The 18,260-nt window shown below is 40.6% G+C and carries 19 protein-coding genes; 10 read left to right on the top strand and 9 right to left on the bottom strand.

Annotated features, from left to right (window positions below; genetic code table 11):
- The first annotated feature begins 33 nt into the window (after nt 1-33).
- Entirely contained in the window at nt 34-1,527 is a 1,494-nt protein-coding gene (locus tag IEY03_RS08655) for an EAL domain-containing protein (RefSeq protein WP_188840952.1), read from the top strand.
- Between the two features lie 252 nt (nt 1,528-1,779).
- On the opposite strand, the gene IEY03_RS08650 is transcribed toward IEY03_RS08655, so the two are convergent.
- Both IEY03_RS08650 and metJ read right to left on the bottom strand, forming a co-directional pair.
- The gene (locus IEY03_RS08650) at nt 1,780-2,511 is read right to left on the bottom strand and encodes a sulfite exporter TauE/SafE family protein (protein WP_188840951.1); all 732 of its coding nucleotides are present in this window, start codon (nt 2,509-2,511) and stop codon (nt 1,780-1,782) included.
- 172 nt (nt 2,512-2,683) lie between these two features.
- Complete coding sequence (gene metJ, locus IEY03_RS08645; RefSeq protein WP_188840950.1) at nt 2,684-2,998, bottom strand: met regulon transcriptional regulator MetJ; 315 nt, start codon at nt 2,996-2,998, stop codon at nt 2,684-2,686.
- A 207-nt stretch (nt 2,999-3,205) separates the two neighbouring features.
- On the opposite strand from metJ, the gene metB reads away from it, so the two are divergent.
- The 7 genes from metB (at nt 3,206) to IEY03_RS08610 (ending at nt 11,158) form a co-directional block, all read left to right on the top strand.
- Nucleotides 3,206-4,378, top strand: a complete 1,173-nt coding sequence (metB, locus tag IEY03_RS08640) for a cystathionine gamma-synthase (RefSeq protein ID WP_188840949.1) — start codon at nt 3,206-3,208, stop codon at nt 4,376-4,378.
- Nucleotides 4,379-4,399: 21 nt separating this feature from the next.
- Entirely contained in the window at nt 4,400-6,793 is a 2,394-nt protein-coding gene (locus IEY03_RS08635; RefSeq protein WP_188840948.1) for a bifunctional aspartate kinase/homoserine dehydrogenase II, read from the top strand.
- Between the two features lie 236 nt (nt 6,794-7,029).
- Entirely contained in the window at nt 7,030-7,914 is an 885-nt protein-coding gene (gene metF / locus IEY03_RS08630) for a methylenetetrahydrofolate reductase (RefSeq protein WP_188840947.1), read from the top strand.
- Between the two features lie 343 nt (nt 7,915-8,257).
- Complete coding sequence (locus IEY03_RS08625; protein WP_188840946.1) at nt 8,258-8,503, top strand: cysteine-rich CWC family protein; 246 nt, start codon at nt 8,258-8,260, stop codon at nt 8,501-8,503.
- A gap of 94 nt (nt 8,504-8,597) precedes the next feature.
- Nucleotides 8,598-9,131 carry an SRPBCC family protein gene (locus tag IEY03_RS08620; protein ID WP_188840945.1) on the top strand — a complete coding sequence of 178 codons (534 nt, stop codon included), beginning with the start codon at nt 8,598-8,600 and terminating at the stop codon, nt 9,129-9,131.
- A 202-nt stretch (nt 9,132-9,333) separates the two neighbouring features.
- Nucleotides 9,334-10,698 (top strand): alanine/glycine:cation symporter family protein, encoded by a 1,365-nt coding sequence (locus IEY03_RS08615; protein ID WP_188840944.1) that lies wholly within the window; start codon nt 9,334-9,336, stop codon nt 10,696-10,698.
- Between the two features lie 70 nt (nt 10,699-10,768).
- The gene (locus IEY03_RS08610; protein ID WP_188840943.1) at nt 10,769-11,158 is read left to right on the top strand and encodes a hypothetical protein; all 390 of its coding nucleotides are present in this window, start codon (nt 10,769-10,771) and stop codon (nt 11,156-11,158) included.
- 186 nt (nt 11,159-11,344) lie between these two features.
- Here the strand turns inward: IEY03_RS08610 and IEY03_RS08605 are convergent, their stop codons facing one another.
- Nucleotides 11,345-12,700 carry a flavohemoglobin expression-modulating QEGLA motif protein gene (locus IEY03_RS08605; RefSeq protein ID WP_188840942.1) on the bottom strand — a complete coding sequence of 452 codons (1,356 nt, stop codon included), beginning with the start codon at nt 12,698-12,700 and terminating at the stop codon, nt 11,345-11,347.
- Between the two features lie 227 nt (nt 12,701-12,927).
- Here IEY03_RS08605 and IEY03_RS08600 point away from each other — a divergent pair, with 227 nt between their 5' ends.
- On the top strand, nt 12,928-13,893 hold the full coding sequence (locus tag IEY03_RS08600; protein ID WP_188840941.1) for a PDC sensor domain-containing protein: 966 nt from the start codon (nt 12,928-12,930) through the stop codon (nt 13,891-13,893).
- 97 nt (nt 13,894-13,990) lie between these two features.
- Here the strand turns inward: IEY03_RS08600 and IEY03_RS08595 are convergent, their stop codons facing one another.
- The 5 genes from IEY03_RS08595 to IEY03_RS08575 all read right to left on the bottom strand — a co-directional run bounded on the left by IEY03_RS08595 (nt 13,991) and on the right by IEY03_RS08575 (nt 17,248).
- Complete coding sequence (locus IEY03_RS08595; protein WP_188840940.1) at nt 13,991-14,167, bottom strand: PA3496 family putative envelope integrity protein; 177 nt, start codon at nt 14,165-14,167, stop codon at nt 13,991-13,993.
- 412 nt (nt 14,168-14,579) lie between these two features.
- Complete coding sequence (locus IEY03_RS08590) at nt 14,580-15,266, bottom strand: TorF family putative porin (protein WP_188840939.1); 687 nt, start codon at nt 15,264-15,266, stop codon at nt 14,580-14,582.
- A gap of 302 nt (nt 15,267-15,568) precedes the next feature.
- Nucleotides 15,569-15,841 carry an HU family DNA-binding protein gene (locus tag IEY03_RS08585; RefSeq protein WP_188840938.1) on the bottom strand — a complete coding sequence of 91 codons (273 nt, stop codon included), beginning with the start codon at nt 15,839-15,841 and terminating at the stop codon, nt 15,569-15,571.
- 124 nt (nt 15,842-15,965) lie between these two features.
- A complete protein-coding gene (locus IEY03_RS08580; protein ID WP_188840937.1) occupies nt 15,966-16,763 on the bottom strand; it encodes a response regulator in 798 nt (265 codons plus the stop codon).
- A gap of 77 nt (nt 16,764-16,840) precedes the next feature.
- A complete protein-coding gene (locus tag IEY03_RS08575) occupies nt 16,841-17,248 on the bottom strand; it encodes a hypothetical protein (RefSeq protein WP_188840936.1) in 408 nt (135 codons plus the stop codon).
- A 65-nt stretch (nt 17,249-17,313) separates the two neighbouring features.
- Here IEY03_RS08575 and IEY03_RS08570 point away from each other — a divergent pair, with 65 nt between their 5' ends.
- Nucleotides 17,314-17,823: a DUF4240 domain-containing protein gene (locus IEY03_RS08570; protein WP_188840935.1), complete on the top strand. Its 510-nt coding sequence runs from the start codon at nt 17,314-17,316 to the stop codon at nt 17,821-17,823.
- 42 nt (nt 17,824-17,865) lie between these two features.
- Here the strand turns inward: IEY03_RS08570 and IEY03_RS08565 are convergent, their stop codons facing one another.
- Entirely contained in the window at nt 17,866-18,162 is a 297-nt protein-coding gene (locus IEY03_RS08565) for a hypothetical protein (RefSeq protein WP_188840934.1), read from the bottom strand.
- Nucleotides 18,163-18,260: the final 98 nt, after the last annotated feature.

Raw genomic sequence — 18,260 nt, 5'->3', positions numbered from 1 at the left:
ATTTATTTTCTACATTCGGCAAAGGAAAGTACCATGGAGCGGATTAAAAATAGCCTAGTGTTTGTTGCTGTTTTACTGACATGTTTAATTGGTATGAAAGGGTTGGATCATTTTCTCGCTAGGCAAATTATTGCCCATGATGCGCAAGTGCTTACCGATAAATTTGAGCATGTGATTAAAACCAGTGCAATGGAAATGAATAAGTTACCCCCCATCTCTCAAAAAGATTTTCAATGTACCCCTGCATCCACCGAAAAATTAAGAGACTTTGTCTTTGATGCCATTTTTATCCGCTGGGCTGGCGTAACCCAAAGTGGAGAAATCTTTTGTGAGTCTAATCAGATTATTCGTAAGATCGACTCAATAAGAACTCACCGTATCAGTGAAAATTTCAGTTTAGGTGTAGTAGAGCTAGCTAATCGTAAATATCATGAATTAATTTTGGTGAGACATTTTGACGACCTTGAGTATACGGCAAGTATTATTCCGCTTAAACCTAGCTATTTTGTTCCCTTAGAGTGTGATGATTGTCTTGAATACTCGATTGATTTTGATTCGGTGCCATTTTTGACATTTGGTATTGATGCTTTTGAAGATGAACCATTTGTAAGTAAAAAAGTTCAGTTAAAATCAGCCTATTTTAATGCCACATTTGAGTTGTCTGGAAATTTTGAGTTTTATCAGCAATACAGCACCATTTCTTGGTGGGTTATTGTGATTGTTTCATTGTTGTTTGCCACTTGGATTACCTACTTGGTTTATCGCTGGCAAAAAATGTCAGCGTCAATGCGATCACAAATCATGAATGGGATTAAGCAGCTGGAGTTTATTCCTTTTTATCAACCGATTGTGGATTCGCGCACCCAAAAAGTCATTGGTTGTGAAGTGTTGATGCGCTGGCAACGACAGGATGGTTCGTTAATGCCACCGAATCAATTTATTCCTTATGCTGAAGATAAAGGATTGATTGTTGAAATGACTAAGGTGCTGCTGCAGCATGTGCTTAACGATATTGAAAAATTGGCTGGCAAACGAGAAGCATTATTTTTTAGTGTTAATATTGTTCCTGAACATTTGGATAACGATAATTTGTATCAGTTATTAAAAAGTGTGGTTGACTCAGGGCAACTAAAGCAGCATCGAATTTCATTAGAAATTACCGAGCGTTTGCCTATCAGTGATTTAGTCGCAGCCCGTAAAATGTTGGATAAGTTTTATGCCATAGGCATAGATTTAAAACTCGATGATGCTGGCACGGGTTATGGTGGCTTTAGCTATGTGCAAAACTTAGGCATAAGTACCCTAAAAATTGACAAAATGTTTGTCGATACCATAGGCCATGAAGATAACTTTAATGCCAAAACCATTGAAGCAATTATTTCATTTGCGCAAAAGTCAGGTTTGAGCATTATTGCTGAGGGTGTAGAAGACAATAAGCAAGTGGCATACCTCAGTCAGCATGGCGTGCATCTTATTCAGGGGTATGTTTACTCCAAACCATTGCCGGCTAAACAGTTTTTTCATTAACGCTTTATGAGCAATGCAAAAAATGCCTTATCAATTTGATAAGGCATTTTTATTTGAGTGTTTTTTAAGTGTTAAGTTTGGTTATGCATCGAGTTTAATGCTGAATGCAGCAGATCATTAATCGATTGGGTTCTCGTAGAAAAAGCAATAGTACTGATTTTGTCAATGCCGACAGATAACGTACTTGAAAAGCACAATTTTTTGCTGCTGACACCGAATGGGCTCAGCTAAGGTAAGCCAGTGTGATGGGGGTTATATTTGATTCAAAGACTTTAACGTTAATATTAGTGCGCTTAGGGTGCACAATATTAGGGTGGCTTTACGGGTTTTGTTTTTATCTACTTTCCCGACAATGCGTCCGGCAATGATATATCCTGCTAATACTGATGGTAGTAGCATTAAAGAAAGCCAAATGTGCTTCACTTGAACTAAGCCTACAATGGCTAAAATTGCCAGAGCGATCATTGAGCTGAAGATAAAAAAAGCGGATAGTGCCGCCCTAAATTGGCTGGCGTCTTTTCCGGCCAACAAAATGGCCATTGGCGGACCGCCAATAGCCGCTATGTTGCCAAAAATACCTGACACAATTCCTGCAATAAATAGGGTTATTCGATTCACTGGTGCGGACAATTTAAAAATACTTAATAAAACCGCGGTAAGTACAATGGCTGCAATGGCAAGACCTAATATGGGTTGAGGGGCGAGTAATAATAAGCTTGCGCCTAAAAAACCGCCTGGAATTCTCCCTAGTAACGCATATTGCAGCCCATTAAATTCTAGGTGATTGCGTTCTCGAAATAAGGTCATCAATGAAATCGCAAACCCCATCACAATAACAGGCACTGGCACTAGCTGTGGGTCGACAATATACAGTAAAGGGCTGGCAACTACGGCTAATCCAAAACCGATTAAGCTTTGGGTTAACGCGCCGCAAAAGATAATCACTGAGGCGAGTAATAAGGTTGTGGGATCGATAAATGGCATTTCAATAACTCTTAGTATTAGCGTGTCCCAACAAAACTATTTGATGTTGATGGGGATCAAACGTTTAAATACGCCTAAAAACAAAATTCCACCAAGATAACTACCCTGACCAAGCAGGATATTCATCTTGATGGAATGAATCGTGGCTGTGAAATGACTTTAGAGTGATTAATTACTCTAAGTCTTCCCATTCAATACCCATTTGGTCCATCAATGCTTTTGCTTCACGCGGGATACTGTCTGGCTCATCTTTTGATAAGTCATGATCATCAGGCAATGGTTGGCCTGTATAAGCATGTAAAAAAGCTTCACAAAGTAATTCACTATTGGTTGCATGACGTAAATTGTTTACCTGACGACGAGTACGCTCATCGGTAAGTACTTTCAATACTTTTAACGGAATTGAAACTGTGATTTTTTTTACTTGTTCATTCTTCTTGCCGTGCTCGGCATATGGGCTAATATAGTCGCCATTCCACTCAGTCATTAACTCACCCTTTACTTTAAATTCGGTGCAGATTTTAAACCCTTAAAGTTTCTAGTCAAATTATTGCTGTGTTTTAGTGCACATTGCAAATAGATTTCTTTATGTTTAGACGTCTAAACGTCTATTTCTATTGACCTGAGCGCTTCAGTTAGGTAAATTTAGCCATCTAGACATCTCTTTGTGTGTTCGTAATGTTAGGAATCAATCATGACCAAGTCTTGTAAACAACATAGCAATGCCACTGTCGCCGTACGTCAGGGTATTGAAAGTGACACACAATATGGCGCAGTTGTCCCTCCAATTTATTTATCGACCAATTATTCTTTTGATGGTCATAAAAATCCGCGTGAGTTTGATTACAGCCGTTCGGGCAATCCAACACGTTGCATTCTGGGTGAAGCCTTAGCCAAGTTAGAGCAAGGGGCTACAGGGGTGATAACTTGTACAGGTATGGCTGCTATTACCCTAGTGACTAATTTATTAGGGCCAGACGACTTACTGGTTGTGCCACATGATTGCTACGGTGGTAGTTACCGTTTATTTACTAATTTGGCCAAGAAAGGGCAGTTTAAATTGGCTGTTGTTGATCAAACAAACGCTGCAGCGTTAGCAGAAGCCATTGCCAAAAAACCTAAAATGGTGTGGTTAGAAACCCCATCTAATCCATTACTGCGTGTAGTTGATATTGCTGCTATTGCCACAGCTGCAAAACAAGTCGGCGCATTAGTTACCGTGGATAACACCTTTTTATCACCTATTTTGCAGCAGCCTTTAAATTTAGGGGCCGACATCGTTATTCATTCGACCACTAAATATATCAATGGTCATAGTGATGTGGTTGGTGGTGCTGTGGTTGCTAAAGACCCAGAAATCGGTGAGTTACTGCATTGGTGGTCAAATACCTTAGGCTTAACGGGCTCAGCGTTTGATAGTTATCTAACATTGCGCGGAATTCGTACTTTAGCGGTGAGAATTCGTGAGCATCAAGCCAATGCCAAGCGCATTGTTGATGTGCTAACGCAAAGCAATGTGGTTGAAAAAGTGTATTATCCGGGATTAAAAGATCATCCAGGTCACGACATTGCAGCCAAGCAACAGCAGGGGTTTGGTGCCATGTTAAGTTTTGAGCTTAAGGGCGGAGAAGCCGCAGTAGTGGCATTTCTCGATGCCCTAACGCTATTCAGCGTTGCAGAAAGTTTAGGCGGAGTGGAAAGTTTAGTCGCCGTTCCTGCCACAATGACGCATAGAGCAATGGACGCACAGGCTCGCTTTGAGGCTGGCGTTAAAGATACATTATTGAGACTATCTGTTGGTATTGAAGATGGTGAAGATTTAGCGGCTGACATTGAAGCCGCATTAGCTGCCGTAGCAGCGCTGTAGTTGGCGTTTAAGGAGTAATACATGGCGCGTGGTCATTTACATAAATTTGGCGGTTCAAGTCTTGCAGATGCAGACTGTTATCGCCGAGTAGCCCACATTTTACTTACCCATGGTCATAGCGATGATTTAATTGTTGTTTCAGCCGCAGGAAAAAGTACTAACTTTTTGTATAAGTTACTGAATCTGCGTGATACAGGCCAGTTATGGCAAGAAGAGTTACAAGTGTTGATTAGCTATCAACAAACCTTGATTGAACAGTTATTGTCCAATGAACAGGCTCGCGATTTACGAGAGCGTTTATCGACAGATAAATCACAATTAATTAGTTTGTTGTCGTTGGAAGAACGTAACGAATACCAAATTAGCCACGTGGTCAGTTTTGGTGAGCGTTGGTCCGCACGATTGATGGCAGCATTATTACGTGAATCGGGTGTTGCGTCATCACATGTTGATGCCTGTTCTATTTTAGTCGCCGATGAAGGCGCAGTGCCGATTATTCGTGTTGAAGAGTCCCGCGATAAAGTACAGGCTTTACTTGCGGCACATCCCAATGAGCGTCTAGTGATCACAGGCTTTATTTGCGCAAATAGCCAGGGTGATACCTTACTTTTAGGCCGAAATGGCTCTGATTTCAGCGCGAGCTTAATTGCCAGTTTAGCCGATATAGGTCGGGTGACTATCTGGACTGACGTTGAAGGGGTTTTTAACGCTGATCCGAACAAGATTAACGATGCCAAATTATTGAAAAGTATGTCGTTAGCAGAAGCAGATAGGCTTGCCAAGTTAGGCTCGCCGGTATTACATTCGCGTACTTTACAACCTTTATTTAATACTGAGGTCAGTTTAGCTGTGCGTTCAAGCTACGCCTCGCACACAGATTTCACCTTGATTGCGCCGCAAAGTTCATCGGCCAGTGCACCTGTGGTCACCAGTTTGAACGAAGTGGTGCTATTTAGCTTTAAAGCGACAGCAGATGTGGATCCCTTGTTGGCGTTATTAGGGCAAGCGGGTTTAACACCGTTAGCCTATTGGTCGCTGGCGCAACATAAATATGAATTGGCGTTTACCCTTGAAAGCCAAAAGCAAGTTCATGCGTTGTTATCAAGACAAACCTTAGAATTAGGTATTGAAGAGTTGCAGGTGCAAACCGATTTAGGTTTAGTGGCTTTAGTCAGTGCCGATGCCGAGCTGTACCGCAAAAGTTTTGCCCGTTTATTAAGTCGTGATGCAAAGCCTGTTTATCAAGATGGCCTAAGTTTAGTGACTCTGGTACCTCAAGGTCAGGTGAGTTTACTGACACAAAAGGTGCATCGCCGCTGTGCCGGTCCGAGAATGCGCATAGGTGTATTGTTGCTGGGTGTAGGCAATATTGGCGAAGCTTGGATAGATTTATTCAAACGTGCCCGCCTTGGTTTGAATAAAGATTTAGAAGCTACAGTGGAGTTGGTCGGCTTAGTCAGTTCGCAAAAAGCATTCATTGCTGATCAGAGTGTCGATTTAGATAACTGGAAACAACAGTATGAACAGCAAGCTAGTGAGTGGACATATGATTCACTATTTGCCGAGTTAGAGCAGCTGTCTTGTGATGAAATCGTGGCATTAGATATTAGTGCCAGTGCCACTTTAACCTTACAATATCCTGAGTTATTCGCTCGTGGTATTCATGTGGTTAGCGCTAACAAATTAGCGGGCTCTGGGCCATTGCCTTTTTATCGAGAACTAAAGCAGCAGCTGTGTAATCGACGTTTATTTTGGCGTTACAATGCTAGTTGTGGTGCAGGTTTACCAATTCAACATGCGTTGAACGACTTACGAAATAGTGGTGATACCATTGAAGCGGTTGGCGGTATTTTTTCAGGTACTTTATGCTGGTTGTTTGAAAATTATGACGGTAAAAAATCATTTTCAGACTTGGTTTTGGAAGCTAAAGACTTAGGTATTACTGAGCCAGATCCACGCGATGATTTATCCGGCCGTGATATGCAGCGAAAACTGCTTATTTTAGCTCGTGAGATTGGGCTCTCTATCGAGTTAGAAGATATCGCTCTTAACTCATTAGTACCAGATGCCTTAGCTGAGTTGACCTTAGCAGACTTTTTAGCGCGAATTGATGAGCTGGATGCCGAGCTATTACAGCAATATGTGGCCGCAGCAGAGCAGAACAAAGTACTGCGTTATGTTGCGTCATTAGACAAAGTTGGCGGCAAGTTAAAAGCTGAGGTGGGGATACAATGGGTGGATAGAAACCATCCCTATGCTAATTTAACCCCAGGCGATAACGTGTTTGTGATCCGCAGTGCCTTTTATCAGGGTAACCCATTAATTATTCGTGGGCCTGGCGCTGGACGTGAAGTAACGGCAGCAGCTGTTCAATCTGATCTAGTGCATATTTGTCGAGATTTATTGCAGGAATAATTCCGCAATTACTGCGACTGTTGATTGATGAAAGCAAGGCTCTTATGAGTCTTGCTTTTTTTTCATGTTCATATTGATCAATTTTCATCATACAACAATCGATTCTATGCACATTTATTCTTGACATCATGGTCAGTTAAATTACTATGTAGACATATAGACGTCTAAACGTCCGTTAAATTATTAAGCATTAAATCCATCGATATTGGTATCGAAGCAGTTGAAGGAAATAAAAAATGGCTTTTCATCACGCCCAGCATTCACAGTCGTTAAATCAGAGCTTATCTGAGTTAAGTGATATCAATGTGTCATTTGAATTTTTTCCACCTTCAACACCTGAAATGGAAAAGATTTTATGGAACTCTATTCGTCGTTTAGAGCCTTTAAATCCAAAATTTGTATCAGTTACCTATGGTGCAAATTCAGGGGTTCGTGACCGCACACATGGCGTGATTGAGCGCATTCAAAAAGAAACCGACTTAGTTGCTGCGCCGCATTTAACCTTAGTGGATGCAAGTGATGAGGAGTTAGTTGAGTTAGCAAAACATTATTGGAACTCAGGCATTAAAGATATTGTGGCATTACGCGGTGATTTACCCGACGGCAGCCCAAAACCAACACGTTTTGCTAATGATTTAGTGCGTTTATTACGTTCAGTTGCGGATTTTGATATTTCAGTAGCGGCTTATCCAGAAGTGCATCCTGATGCACGAAATGCTCAAGCTGATTTAATTCATTTAAAGAAAAAAATCGATGCGGGTGCTAACCGCGCTATTACCCAGTTTTTTTATGACGTTGAATCTTATTTACGTTTCCGCGATCGTTGTGTCACAGCGGGTATCGATGTCGAAATCGTGCCGGGTATATTACCCGTGACCAATTTCACCCAAACTAAACGCTTTGCAGGCATGACTAATGTGGCGATCCCTGCGTGGTTACATCGTCAATTTGAAGGGTTAGATAATGATCCTGGTACACGTCAATTGGTGGGTGCAAACGTAGCAATTGATATGGTGAAGGTATTGGCGCGAGAAGGCGTGAAAGACTTCCACTTTTATACCTTAAACCGTGCAGAATTAACCTACGCTATTTGCCATACTTTGGGTGTTCGCCCTAAATAAGTGAGTTCGCAATATCGGTTAACTTTGTAAGCCTCTGTCGTTTTTAGACCGAGGCTTTTCTTTTTGTACAAACTTTCGATCTTTCATCCTAGAGCAACTCGCAAGCGCGTCCACAGTATCCTCGCTTTAAAGGTCAGCTTACTTACAATCAACAGCAATATCATCAGCATGATGGTTATACTGGCAAAACGGTCTCTGGCGAGGTGTTATCTAGGGGATCTTCAGTCTATGTGCCTAAAAATTAACTAGCGGAAAGTAAAACGTGACTCAATAACGCGCTAAAATGATAATGCTATTTCTAGGGCGTTTAAGTGTTTGATTCAATAATTGTGGAGTGTATAGATTGTCTAAAAATCATTGCCCTATCTGCCAGCAAAATAACCAATGCACCATGGTTAATGGTCAAGATGTTGCAAACTGTTGGTGTATGGATACGGGGTTTTCTGCCGTCGATTTGATTGCGCAATATTTGCGTCAACATCCTCAAATGTCACTTAACAAACAGCAATGCCTGTGTCGCACCTGTTTAGATAAAATAGCCGCGTCTCAGTTAACCTCCAAATCTAGTGTGCAAATTTATATTCCTTAGCTATTCAGCTGTTTAAATGTTAATTATTTGTTGTTAACGGTATTTTGCTGAGTATACTCAGTGAGTTATTTGCGATTTTAGAGAGAAAATTAACATGCTGAAAAAATTTATTATTCTTCTGGCCATGGTGGTTGCGATTCCGTTTATCACCGCGTTATTTATTAAAAAAGATTATCAAGTAGAAAGAATCATCGTTATTAATCAGCCTGTTACTGAGGTGTTTGATTATGTAAAACACCTTAAAAATCAAGATAATTTTAGCAAGTGGGCATCAATGGACCCTGACATGAAAAAAACTTATCGTGGTGTTGATGCAACGGTCGGCTTTGTGAGTGCATGGGCGAGTGATAATCCAGATGTAGGCGTTGGCGAACAGGAGATTAAGTCAATTACACCCGGTAAGCGCATCGATTTTGAGTTACGTTTTCTATCACCCTTTCAAGCAACCGAACCCGCCTATATGACAACCGTTGCCGTCGATGATAACCAAACTGAAGTTCGATGGGGTTTTAGCGGTCACATGGATTACCCTATGAACTTGGTGTTCTTATTTATGGATTTTGAAGCCATGATAGGTGCAGATTTACAGCAAGGATTAGATACATTAAAAGTGGTATTAGAAAAATAATCTCAACCTTAATAAGTGAATTAAGTACGCCTAAACGGGTTCGGTAATGAAATTTTGAATTGTGGATTGTTGCAAAAAATACGTTAATCAAGGTACTCTAAAAAATTGCTGCAAATACGGCCTTAGATTCGATTTGTTAACAGCATAGATAAAGCATAAATAACTATAAAGATAATAACTTAGCTAATCATGAGGTTTTTGAATGGAAGCGGTCACAAGTTTTGTTAGTACAATCAATGGCATTGTGTGGGGAATTCCCATGCTGGTAATGATTCTAGGTGTAGGGTTGTTTCTGTCAATTGGTTTGAGATTGATGCCAATCCTGAAGTTGGGAACTGGATTTAAATTATTATGGTCGGGTAGAACTGTCACAGATGAGAGCGAAAAAGGGGATGTGAGCCCTTTTAACGCGTTAATGACCTCACTATCAGCAACAATAGGTACAGGTAATATTGCAGGGGTTGCAACCGCAATTGTCATTGGTGGCCCAGGCGCATTATTTTGGATGTGGTGTACTGCGTTAGTTGGCATGGCCACTAAATTTGCAGAAGCCGTATTGGCGGTAAAATTTCGTGAGACTGACTCCAATGGCGATCATGTCGGCGGACCTATGTATTACATCAAAAATGGTTTAGGACAAAAGTGGGCATGGTTAGGAACGGCTTTTGCCTTTTTTGGTATGTTTGCTGGATTTGGTATTGGTAATACCGTGCAAGCAAATTCTGTTGCTGACGCATTGAGCAGTAATTTCAACGTACCAAGTTGGGTTACAGGCTTAATACTGATGGTGCTGGTTGGCGCAGTGTTAATGGGCGGTATTAAACGAATTGCGGAAGTGGCGGGTAAATTAGTGCCGTTGATGACGGTCTTTTATATTACCGCAGGTTTAGCTGTTTTAGTGGTCTATGTTGATCAGATCCCTGCCGCATTTGAATTAATTATTCACAGTGCATTTAATCCAGTGGCAGCACAAGGCGGTTTTGCTGGTGCCGCTGTTTGGGCTGCAATTCGCTTTGGTGTTGCTCGTGGTGTGTTTTCAAATGAAGCTGGCTTAGGTAGTGCGCCTATTGCTCACGCAGCGGCGAAAACTAACAATCCTGTCAAGCAAGGTTTAGTGGCTATGCTAGGTACGTTTATTGATACCATTATAGTGTGTTCAATAACGGGTTTGGCAATTATTGTTTCAGGTGCTTGGACCTCTGGTGAAAATGGTGCAGCACTGACCTCCTATGCTTTTTCCCATGCTTTACCTTTAGGTAATTATATTGTGGCAATAGCCTTAGCTATTTTCGCTTTTACCACCATTTTAGGGTGGAGTTTTTACAGTGAAAAATGTGTCCAATACTTATTTGGCGATAAAGCCGTTAAACCTTTTCGATTAATTTTCACCTTAGTGGTGCCTATTGGTGCTATCAGCTCATTAGAGTTTATTTGGTTATTAGCCGACACTTTAAACGCTATGATGGCATTACCAAACCTCGTCGCACTCATGCTATTAAGCCCTGTGGTCTTTGGCTTAACCCGCGAGTATTTTATTAAGCAGAAAGCGTTAAAAAAAGCGGTATAAGGGAATGATGCATATTTAATTGGGTTCAGTTAAATATGCAACAATAGTTAGTTATAAGGATATAGGAATAATGCTCAGATTAAATAGTCTATTGATACTACTCATGTTGTCGGTTGTTGTTTTGGGCTGCTCTTCGCTTCGATTTAATACCAACGTTTTAGAAATTGGCGAAAGAAAGGTGAGAGCAAGTAAAGTGGAGGTTTATAGTCAGCAGTTTGTATTTAATCGTAAATATAAAAATGTTGGTAATGTATCAGCAACTTATTGTCATGATGCGCCTTTAGGCCAGCAAGATATCAAACCGATCCCGAGTGATAAAGTGCTGATAACGTCTTTAAAATCTCAAGTGCAAAGTCGAGGGGGAAACGCATTGGTGCTTCATCAATGTCAGCGTTCAAATAGCGGCCAATGCTCAGTATTTATCGATTGCACAGGTACTGGTTATTCAATCGATGTTTAAGTGTTAATAGACATAAAAAATGGGAATAACAGTTGTTATTCCCATTTTTTATGTCGTACTTAATTGACTGAGTTGGTTAATACTCTGTCTAGTTTTTAATTCATCATTTTAATGACTGATGAATTTTCTTTTTTACTATTATGTATAAATTTTAGATTTTAAAGCTATTTCTAGAGTTTATTAGGGTTAGTCCGAGTTATTATCAAACTCTGCATCTTCAAACAATTCAGCTTCTTGAGTATTAATTGATACTTTACTGAATGAGCGAGCAAAGTGACGTTGCACCCCTTTCAAATCAATATTACCTATACCTGATGCAAATCCAAACCAAGCATATAATCCACTAATATCGGCAAACATTGGCGGCAGATATTTAGGTCCTGCAATAATGCCTTCTTGATATGCTTGATATAAAACGGGTATATCTTCGATGGCCAACTTACCTAAAAATAGCATAGGGATCAGTTCTGGTAAGCCTGTGCTGATGGCGCTGCGGATAAAGTTAATGTTTTCAACATAACCGCGAACATAAGAGATATCTTTGGTAAAAAAGCTGCCGCCTTGAACCATACCCCCGCGAAAAACCCGCTGGGTGACACGGTAGCTGTCTTTTGAGCTTAAGTGCAGATTTCTGAAATAGCGATAAACCTCGATAAAGTCTGCGCCTTGTTCAGCCATATCTACTGCAGATACGCGGTCGCTGATACGTCTTGCTCGTCCAGGGTTGGAACTTAGGGTTAGCATTTCCATTAACACCGCTAATCCCTCCTGTGAAGCCGTAACGCGAGGAGAACCCACACTCAGCCATGTTGCATGTGGTTGTGCCCGCCCATTGAGTGTGGTGCCCACATGTACCCAGCCTTCGTGTACTTCATAAACATTCATGTCAGATTCACTAAACATTGCTCGGGTGTTTATTTTTACTGTATCCCCACCAACAGCGGCATCAGACACAATACCGTCGCTGAGTTTTACGTGGATTTCATCATCATGGAAGTAATTGACCAAGCGCTGGCTGAGATGATCAACGGCTTGTGGGGCTGTGATAATTTTAGGGTGTTGTTTACTCATGTGCCTCGCGGCGGGCAATGAAAAAATATGACTTAATCTATCGCCTAATTGGCGAAGAGTATTGCGGTCGCCATGTAATTTATGGCTTGCGCTGCCGTATAGCTCTTGGCTCAATTGACCAAAGGTTGGTTTACCACGATTGTTAAGCATATCGATAACAATGCGATACTGATCGACGTTCGCAATCAAAATTTTGCCCAATTGATCTTTTTTTCCCAAACGCTTCTCAATCGCAGAGCGAAGATCTTTTAGCTCTTGCTGGGTTTTGTCGGTATTAAATGACAACGGAATGGAATCGTAAAAGTTGGCACTGATCTCTGGGAGAACTTTGGTTTGTTTGGCCAAAAATTTATCTTCAATTTCACGGGGCCATTTAATGGTATCGAGGATTTTAATCGGCGCTTGGACACGAATTAATTCATCAGAAAAACGACGAATATCTTGTTGATAGCGAGATACAGCATCAGACATGGCATTACCTATGGAGTGATAAATCTTAGCGAATTTAATGAATATTCGCATTTATTGCTTTGATTAACCAATTGAAAATTTATACATAGTTTGAGTTATTTCGGTGCAAACGCACTAATTTCTCCTGCATCAATAGAGTGCTTGTAAAGGTAATTAATTGATTTATATAGTTTAAACATTTGGCACATTCACTGCTTTAGCTATTCATTATGCTAAAGGAGTAATGTATGGCTGCAATGAGTTTTTTTAGTGTTATTGAGCGTTATCATGAACATGAGAGTGTTATTCACGAATTACTTGATTCTATTTTACTGGGATTAAGTGATGCAACATTGTTTCAAAATGGGCTCTCAGATAAGGTTTTTAGCGAATTAGCTAAGAGCTATCCTTTTGTGCAATTGCTGTATTTGCTCGACCAAGATGGGATGCAGATTAGTGATAATATTTTGGTGTTAAACCAAAAAGTTAATCGTTCAAATTATGGTCTTAATACCGATCGAAGTCATCGCCCATATTTCACCGGCTTAATTCATCAGCAGGGTAAACGTTATATTACCAGCCCGTATCTGTCGAATACTGGTGCAGGTTTATGTATCAGCGCCTCAAGGAGGCTTACCAATTTAGCTGGAAAGACGGAGATTGTGGTCATCGATATCAACTTAACCCAACTTATTGAGTTCATGATGGGGGACAGTGCCAGACGCAAAATGATGCCTATTTTTAAGGGGGTGTATAGTTTTATCGTGTTGGGACTATTTGTGTTGGTCAGTGTGCTGATGTGGACCGTGATAAAGGATATTTATGTACTGTTCTCTCAACCTGCTAACCACGACCCCTTGTTGCCTTTTGGCATTATCATCTTTCTCACGCTGGCATTGGCTATTTTCGATTTAGGCAAAACGATTTTGGAGGAAGAGGTGTTAATGCATAAAGATATTTTTCGACACAGTTCGACAAGGCGCACCATCACACGGTTTATTTCAACTATTTTGATCGCTATTTCCATCGAGGCATTGTTAACCATGTTCAAGGCCTCTTTAGGTGAAAAGCAATATTTACAGCCAGCGATAATGATGATGCTTGCGGTGGTTGGATTATTGGTCGGACTAGGGATCTATGTTTATTTAGGGGCAAAAGCAGAAAAGTTATTAACGCAAAATCAGCAGCATAGGTATAACAGGACATCAGGTTAAGCTTGTAAGTCATTTCAATATAACCACACTACTCTGGGGAATGAGTAGTGTGAGCTATCTACACTAAAGCGTTATTTTTGCAGTAAAGCACATCGGCTTAGAAAAAATCGTCATCACCAATTGCTTTTCGCAATTGTGCTTGCTCAAGATAATCTTCTAGTCTGCGCTTCACCTGACGTTTGTGCTGTAAATTCTCACCATTTTTACTATTTCTTGGTGAAGTCATCGCTTCAATTTCGGTATCGTCAGGAACTCTTTCAGTAATATTAGCCATAATAAAACCCTCAAACTAATGGTAAACCACAGAATTAAACCAATGAGCACTTTCTAACTAAAAAACGTCGTTTAGAAAAGCAAAATATATTGTCCAAAATGGATAGAAATTTTTACCTTTCATGTTTGATCTTAGCAGTTATTTTTTAGGGTGCTAAAAAATACGCTTCAAAGTGCAATGTCTAGTGAGAGGTGGAGATGGTGTGTCAGTCCATTGATGCGTAAATTACTGATGAATAGAGATGAAACATAAGAGCCGAGTGAAGAGGGGGGCTGTCTAACTACAAAGCGTATTTTGAAACAAGGAGCATCCAGAGGGCTAACTTGCAGCTGTTTGCTGCAGAATAAATAACGTCACCCGGAGGTGACGTATAAGGTCAGATTGTTAGTCTAACCAGTAATCATGCTTCAGGTTAAAGATCGAAGCCGTATGAGTAGCCCAATACAACTTTGACGTCATCTTCATCTAAATCTGTATTAGAAGCCATAAACGATACTGTACCCATGTCGGTGTCGGCACTTAATGACACATTATAATCAGAGTAGCTATCGCCAAATAAGTCTTCTACAACATCACCTTGTGAATATCCATAATGGATACCTAGACTTAACTTTTCAGTTAACGGAAAGCTGGCATTGGCTTGTAGATAGCTCCAGTCAGTTTCGCTATCGGCACCCGATACGTCAGAATCGGCGTTGACGACATGTGAGTAACCCAGCTCTAACCACTTCCAACCTAGCAATAAGCTGACTTCACCAAAGTTATAGTCACTATCTGAATCCGGGTAAGCATAATAAAGATAGCTGATGTCGTAAGTGAAATCTTGAGCAAATTCGCCTGCATAGCCCGTGTAAAAATCCGCTTCGTAAGTTGCGGCATCACCAAAATCAACGTTTGATGCCCATGTGCCTGCATAGAAACCAGATTCATGCGCGTAATCAAGACCACCTTGAACCGCAACCGCATCATCAGTTTGCGTTACACCTCGCCATAAGTAATTCGATGTGGCACCTATATTTGCTGATACTTCGGCCAACGCGGTACCAGTTAATAATAGTGTGCTTGATAATGCGGCGGCTTGAATTAGTGATTTTTTCATCTTTATCCCTCAATATTTTATTGTGCATTTTATGTCTTGTATTTCAGGGCAATACATAAAATGTTGGTTTGTCTGAGGTATATAAAGCGAAGCGTGTGCCAGTTTTTAAAGTTGATATATATCAGTCACTTAATTTGGATTTGATTGAATGGTTCTTGTTTTGTTGCTTTGTAATGGTGCGGCATTGCACTTTATGCGTGCAATGAAGGTGAGTTCAGTTTGGCAATCAGTTTGTATGAGCAATAAGCAGGCATAAAAAAACCTCCATCAGGAGGCTTTTGAAAAAGGCGCTTAACAGAATATTAGTTAACGCTATCTTTTAATGTTTTGCCTGCTTTGAACTTAGGTACAGTTGCAGCAGCAATTTGAATTTCTTTACCCGTTTGTGGGTTACGGCCAGTACGTGCTGCGCGTTGTGAGGTTTCAAATGAGCCAAAACCAACGATAGAAATTTTTTCGCCATTTTTCATTGCTTCAGTTACCGCGGCTTCAAATGATTTTAATGCACGGCCAGCTTCAGCTTTAGTTAGATCTGCGTTTTCAGCAATTTTTGCAATCAGTTCACTTTTGTTCATATTGGTATTCTCTGCTTTCCATAGAAATGTTTATTAAAAACGTGGTTAACATGCCATAAGCGTTGGCGGTTTAAAAGTATTTTGTCCGATAAAAACTGAAAAATAACACGAAATGCGCACTAATCTACTCTTCTAACAGCTTATATAGGATTTGTTTAACTAAATTGGGTTCAAATGGCTTGTCACAAAGGGCATTGACCCCAGCACTGGAGACATTACTCAAGTGGGTATCATTTGCTTCTGATGAAACCATTAGAATGGGAATATGCGACTGCTGGCTTTCGTTACGAATATACTGGGTTAAGGCTAATCCATCCACACTTGGCATGTTGTAATCGGTGATCACTAGGTCGTACATATTGTGCTGCATCAATTCGATCGCCTGAGCACCATCTTCGGCTTCAGTGATAATTTGAATACCTAAGTTGCCAATCGTGCGTTTAATCACGTTACGGGCCATACGGCTATCATCAACTACTAATACACGTAGGTTATGAACATCAAAATGGCTAAGATCAAGCTCATCATGGCTGATAAGGTCGATTGTTGAGTTTAATGCGCGGGCTAAATGGTCGGCGTTAAAAGGCTTAGGTAAAATCGCCACCACCCCAGATTGCCTAAAAATTTCAAGTTGTTCACGACGACATTCACTTGATACCAACATAAATTGGATATCTTGAAATTCAGGTTTTTGCTTAATATACATTAATAAATCAGTCGCTTCGCCATCTGTAAAATGCAATGCACTGGCGATTAAATCAGGTTTGTGGCGAGTAATAATCGCCTTTGCCTCAGCCAAGGTGGTGGCTGTTTGGATACTGGTAACGCCTTCTTGCTGCAATCGAGACATAATAATTTTTCTTTGTGTCTCAGAAGGTTCTAGCAATAATATGGATAATTCACTTGGTGATAAACTGTGCATTTTGTACTCTTATTATTTTTTTAGCTTAGATAAACTATAGCATATGCATGTTAGCTTTTTGCCATATAAACGTGTCATCACGCAGTTGTCGAAACACCTTGAGTATTAAGGTATGCGCGGGTTTTTTGATGCAGTCCAGCCCACCATTGAATTGCCAGTAAAGCTATTGCAACGCCTACGGCGAGAGTGATGGAAATATTGTACCCTGCAAATTCTAGTTTCACATCTTCAGGGGTAATTTGGTAGGCAATAGCGGCAGTTGTACTCAAAGCTACAAACACTAAAGTTTGTAAGCCTAAGTGGAAAAACAGCACTACTTTTGTCCATCTGGCTTGGATCAAAAGACCAACCAATACAGGAAGTACGCCCATAGTTAAAATATCAAATGAGGCATATTGCGTGGCTCGCCAAAGTGCGATGAGGGTAAAGATGCTGTATAACACTATCAGTAATAAAATACTAAATGGTCGCTTGTTTTGAGTCATTTTGTTCACTTGATGAGACTGATTTGCGGTAGAATATCGCAATTTTGTAGGCAGGGGGAAGAGCGATGACAGAAACACAATTTTGGCAGCTGGTTACACGCAGTCATGCTGACCAATCGTCAGAGCAACTGGAATTACAATTACAGCAATCATTAGCTGAATTAGATAACGAATCATTAAAAGCGTTTGATAAAATTTTTGGTCAACAATTGCGCCGAAGTTACACTTGGTCAATTTGGGGCGCCGCTTACATTATCACTGGTTGTGATTCCGATTATGCATTTGCAGAGTTCCGCTGCTTTATTTTGTCGTTGGGTCAGCAATGGTACGACAATATTATTAATGATCCTGATTGTTTAGGTGATTTAACTCAGTGGCCATTGAAGGATAATTATGCTTATCCTTTTATTGAAGATTACGACTTGATTGCGGGTAAGCTTTATGAGGATCGCACCGAAGAGGAGCTACCTTTTGTTCCTTCAGGCAGTAAAACCCCCGCGGGAAAAAAGTTTTCTACTAAGCCCAAAATACTTAAACAAACGTATCCCAAGTTGAGTGCTCGTTTCCCTTTTTAAACAAGCCCTGAAAATCAGGGCTGTTAATGATTAAGTATTGTTCTAGCGGCGACAAGTCGATGTTTCGTTATCGTAGGGCAGATCATACTGTTGGCAAATCTTGGCCACGTATTGGCTTTCCGCCTTGGCAACCTGTCGAGTCAGTTGCTTTTCTAGCTTTTGTTCATATTGCAGCTCACTTTGGATGACTTGTTTATTCAACTGGGCGCTATGCTGTGCCAATATGTCATCTTGTATTTCGCTTGCTTGACTCTGGGTGGTGATAGCCATGCCTACAATGGTCGTGGCAAATAGAGCGGCTAAAGAAATACGTTTTACTGCGTTATTCATTGTTTTCATAGTATCTTATTCCGTAGAATTAGTAGTCATTCGTTACGATGTTAGATCCTTGAACAGTCGTTAACAGTGAAGGTGTTGGTTTTCGGTAAGGGATACTA

Origin of the sequence: Shewanella aestuarii, from assembly GCF_014647215.1 — a bacterium.
Classification (GTDB): Bacteria; Pseudomonadota; Gammaproteobacteria; order Enterobacterales; family Shewanellaceae; genus Shewanella; species Shewanella aestuarii.
The sequence above is the reverse complement of the archived record's forward strand: the minus strand, read 5'-3'. Positions and strand labels throughout refer to the sequence as shown.

What these genes read in the sequence shown, in the direction of transcription:
- IEY03_RS08650 (WP_188840951.1), bottom strand. Translation starts at nt 2,511, where the DNA reads ATGCCATTTATCGATCCCACAACCTTATTACTCGCCTCAGTGATTATC.
- IEY03_RS08575 (WP_188840936.1), bottom strand. Translation starts at nt 17,248, where the DNA reads ATGACTCAAAACAAGCGACCATTTAGTATTTTATTACTGATAGTGTTA.
- IEY03_RS08590 (WP_188840939.1), bottom strand. Translation starts at nt 15,266, where the DNA reads ATGAAAAAATCACTAATTCAAGCCGCCGCATTATCAAGCACACTATTA.
- IEY03_RS08605 (WP_188840942.1), bottom strand. Translation starts at nt 12,700, where the DNA reads ATGTCTGATGCTGTATCTCGCTATCAACAAGATATTCGTCGTTTTTCT.
- IEY03_RS08615 (WP_188840944.1), top strand. Translation starts at nt 9,334, where the DNA reads ATGGAAGCGGTCACAAGTTTTGTTAGTACAATCAATGGCATTGTGTGG.
- IEY03_RS08600 (WP_188840941.1), top strand. Translation starts at nt 12,928, where the DNA reads ATGGCTGCAATGAGTTTTTTTAGTGTTATTGAGCGTTATCATGAACAT.
- IEY03_RS08565 (WP_188840934.1), bottom strand. Translation starts at nt 18,162, where the DNA reads ATGAAAACAATGAATAACGCAGTAAAACGTATTTCTTTAGCCGCTCTA.
- IEY03_RS08655 (WP_188840952.1), top strand. Translation starts at nt 34, where the DNA reads ATGGAGCGGATTAAAAATAGCCTAGTGTTTGTTGCTGTTTTACTGACA.
- IEY03_RS08595 (WP_188840940.1), bottom strand. Translation starts at nt 14,167, where the DNA reads ATGGCTAATATTACTGAAAGAGTTCCTGACGATACCGAAATTGAAGCG.
- IEY03_RS08635 (WP_188840948.1), top strand. Translation starts at nt 4,400, where the DNA reads ATGGCGCGTGGTCATTTACATAAATTTGGCGGTTCAAGTCTTGCAGAT.
- IEY03_RS08580 (WP_188840937.1), bottom strand. Translation starts at nt 16,763, where the DNA reads ATGCACAGTTTATCACCAAGTGAATTATCCATATTATTGCTAGAACCT.
- IEY03_RS08620 (WP_188840945.1), top strand. Translation starts at nt 8,598, where the DNA reads ATGCTGAAAAAATTTATTATTCTTCTGGCCATGGTGGTTGCGATTCCG.
- IEY03_RS08570 (WP_188840935.1), top strand. Translation starts at nt 17,314, where the DNA reads ATGACAGAAACACAATTTTGGCAGCTGGTTACACGCAGTCATGCTGAC.
- IEY03_RS08585 (WP_188840938.1), bottom strand. Translation starts at nt 15,841, where the DNA reads ATGAACAAAAGTGAACTGATTGCAAAAATTGCTGAAAACGCAGATCTA.
- IEY03_RS08610 (WP_188840943.1), top strand. Translation starts at nt 10,769, where the DNA reads ATGCTCAGATTAAATAGTCTATTGATACTACTCATGTTGTCGGTTGTT.
- metB (WP_188840949.1), top strand. Translation starts at nt 3,206, where the DNA reads ATGACCAAGTCTTGTAAACAACATAGCAATGCCACTGTCGCCGTACGT.
- metJ (WP_188840950.1), bottom strand. Translation starts at nt 2,998, where the DNA reads ATGACTGAGTGGAATGGCGACTATATTAGCCCATATGCCGAGCACGGC.
- metF (WP_188840947.1), top strand. Translation starts at nt 7,030, where the DNA reads ATGGCTTTTCATCACGCCCAGCATTCACAGTCGTTAAATCAGAGCTTA.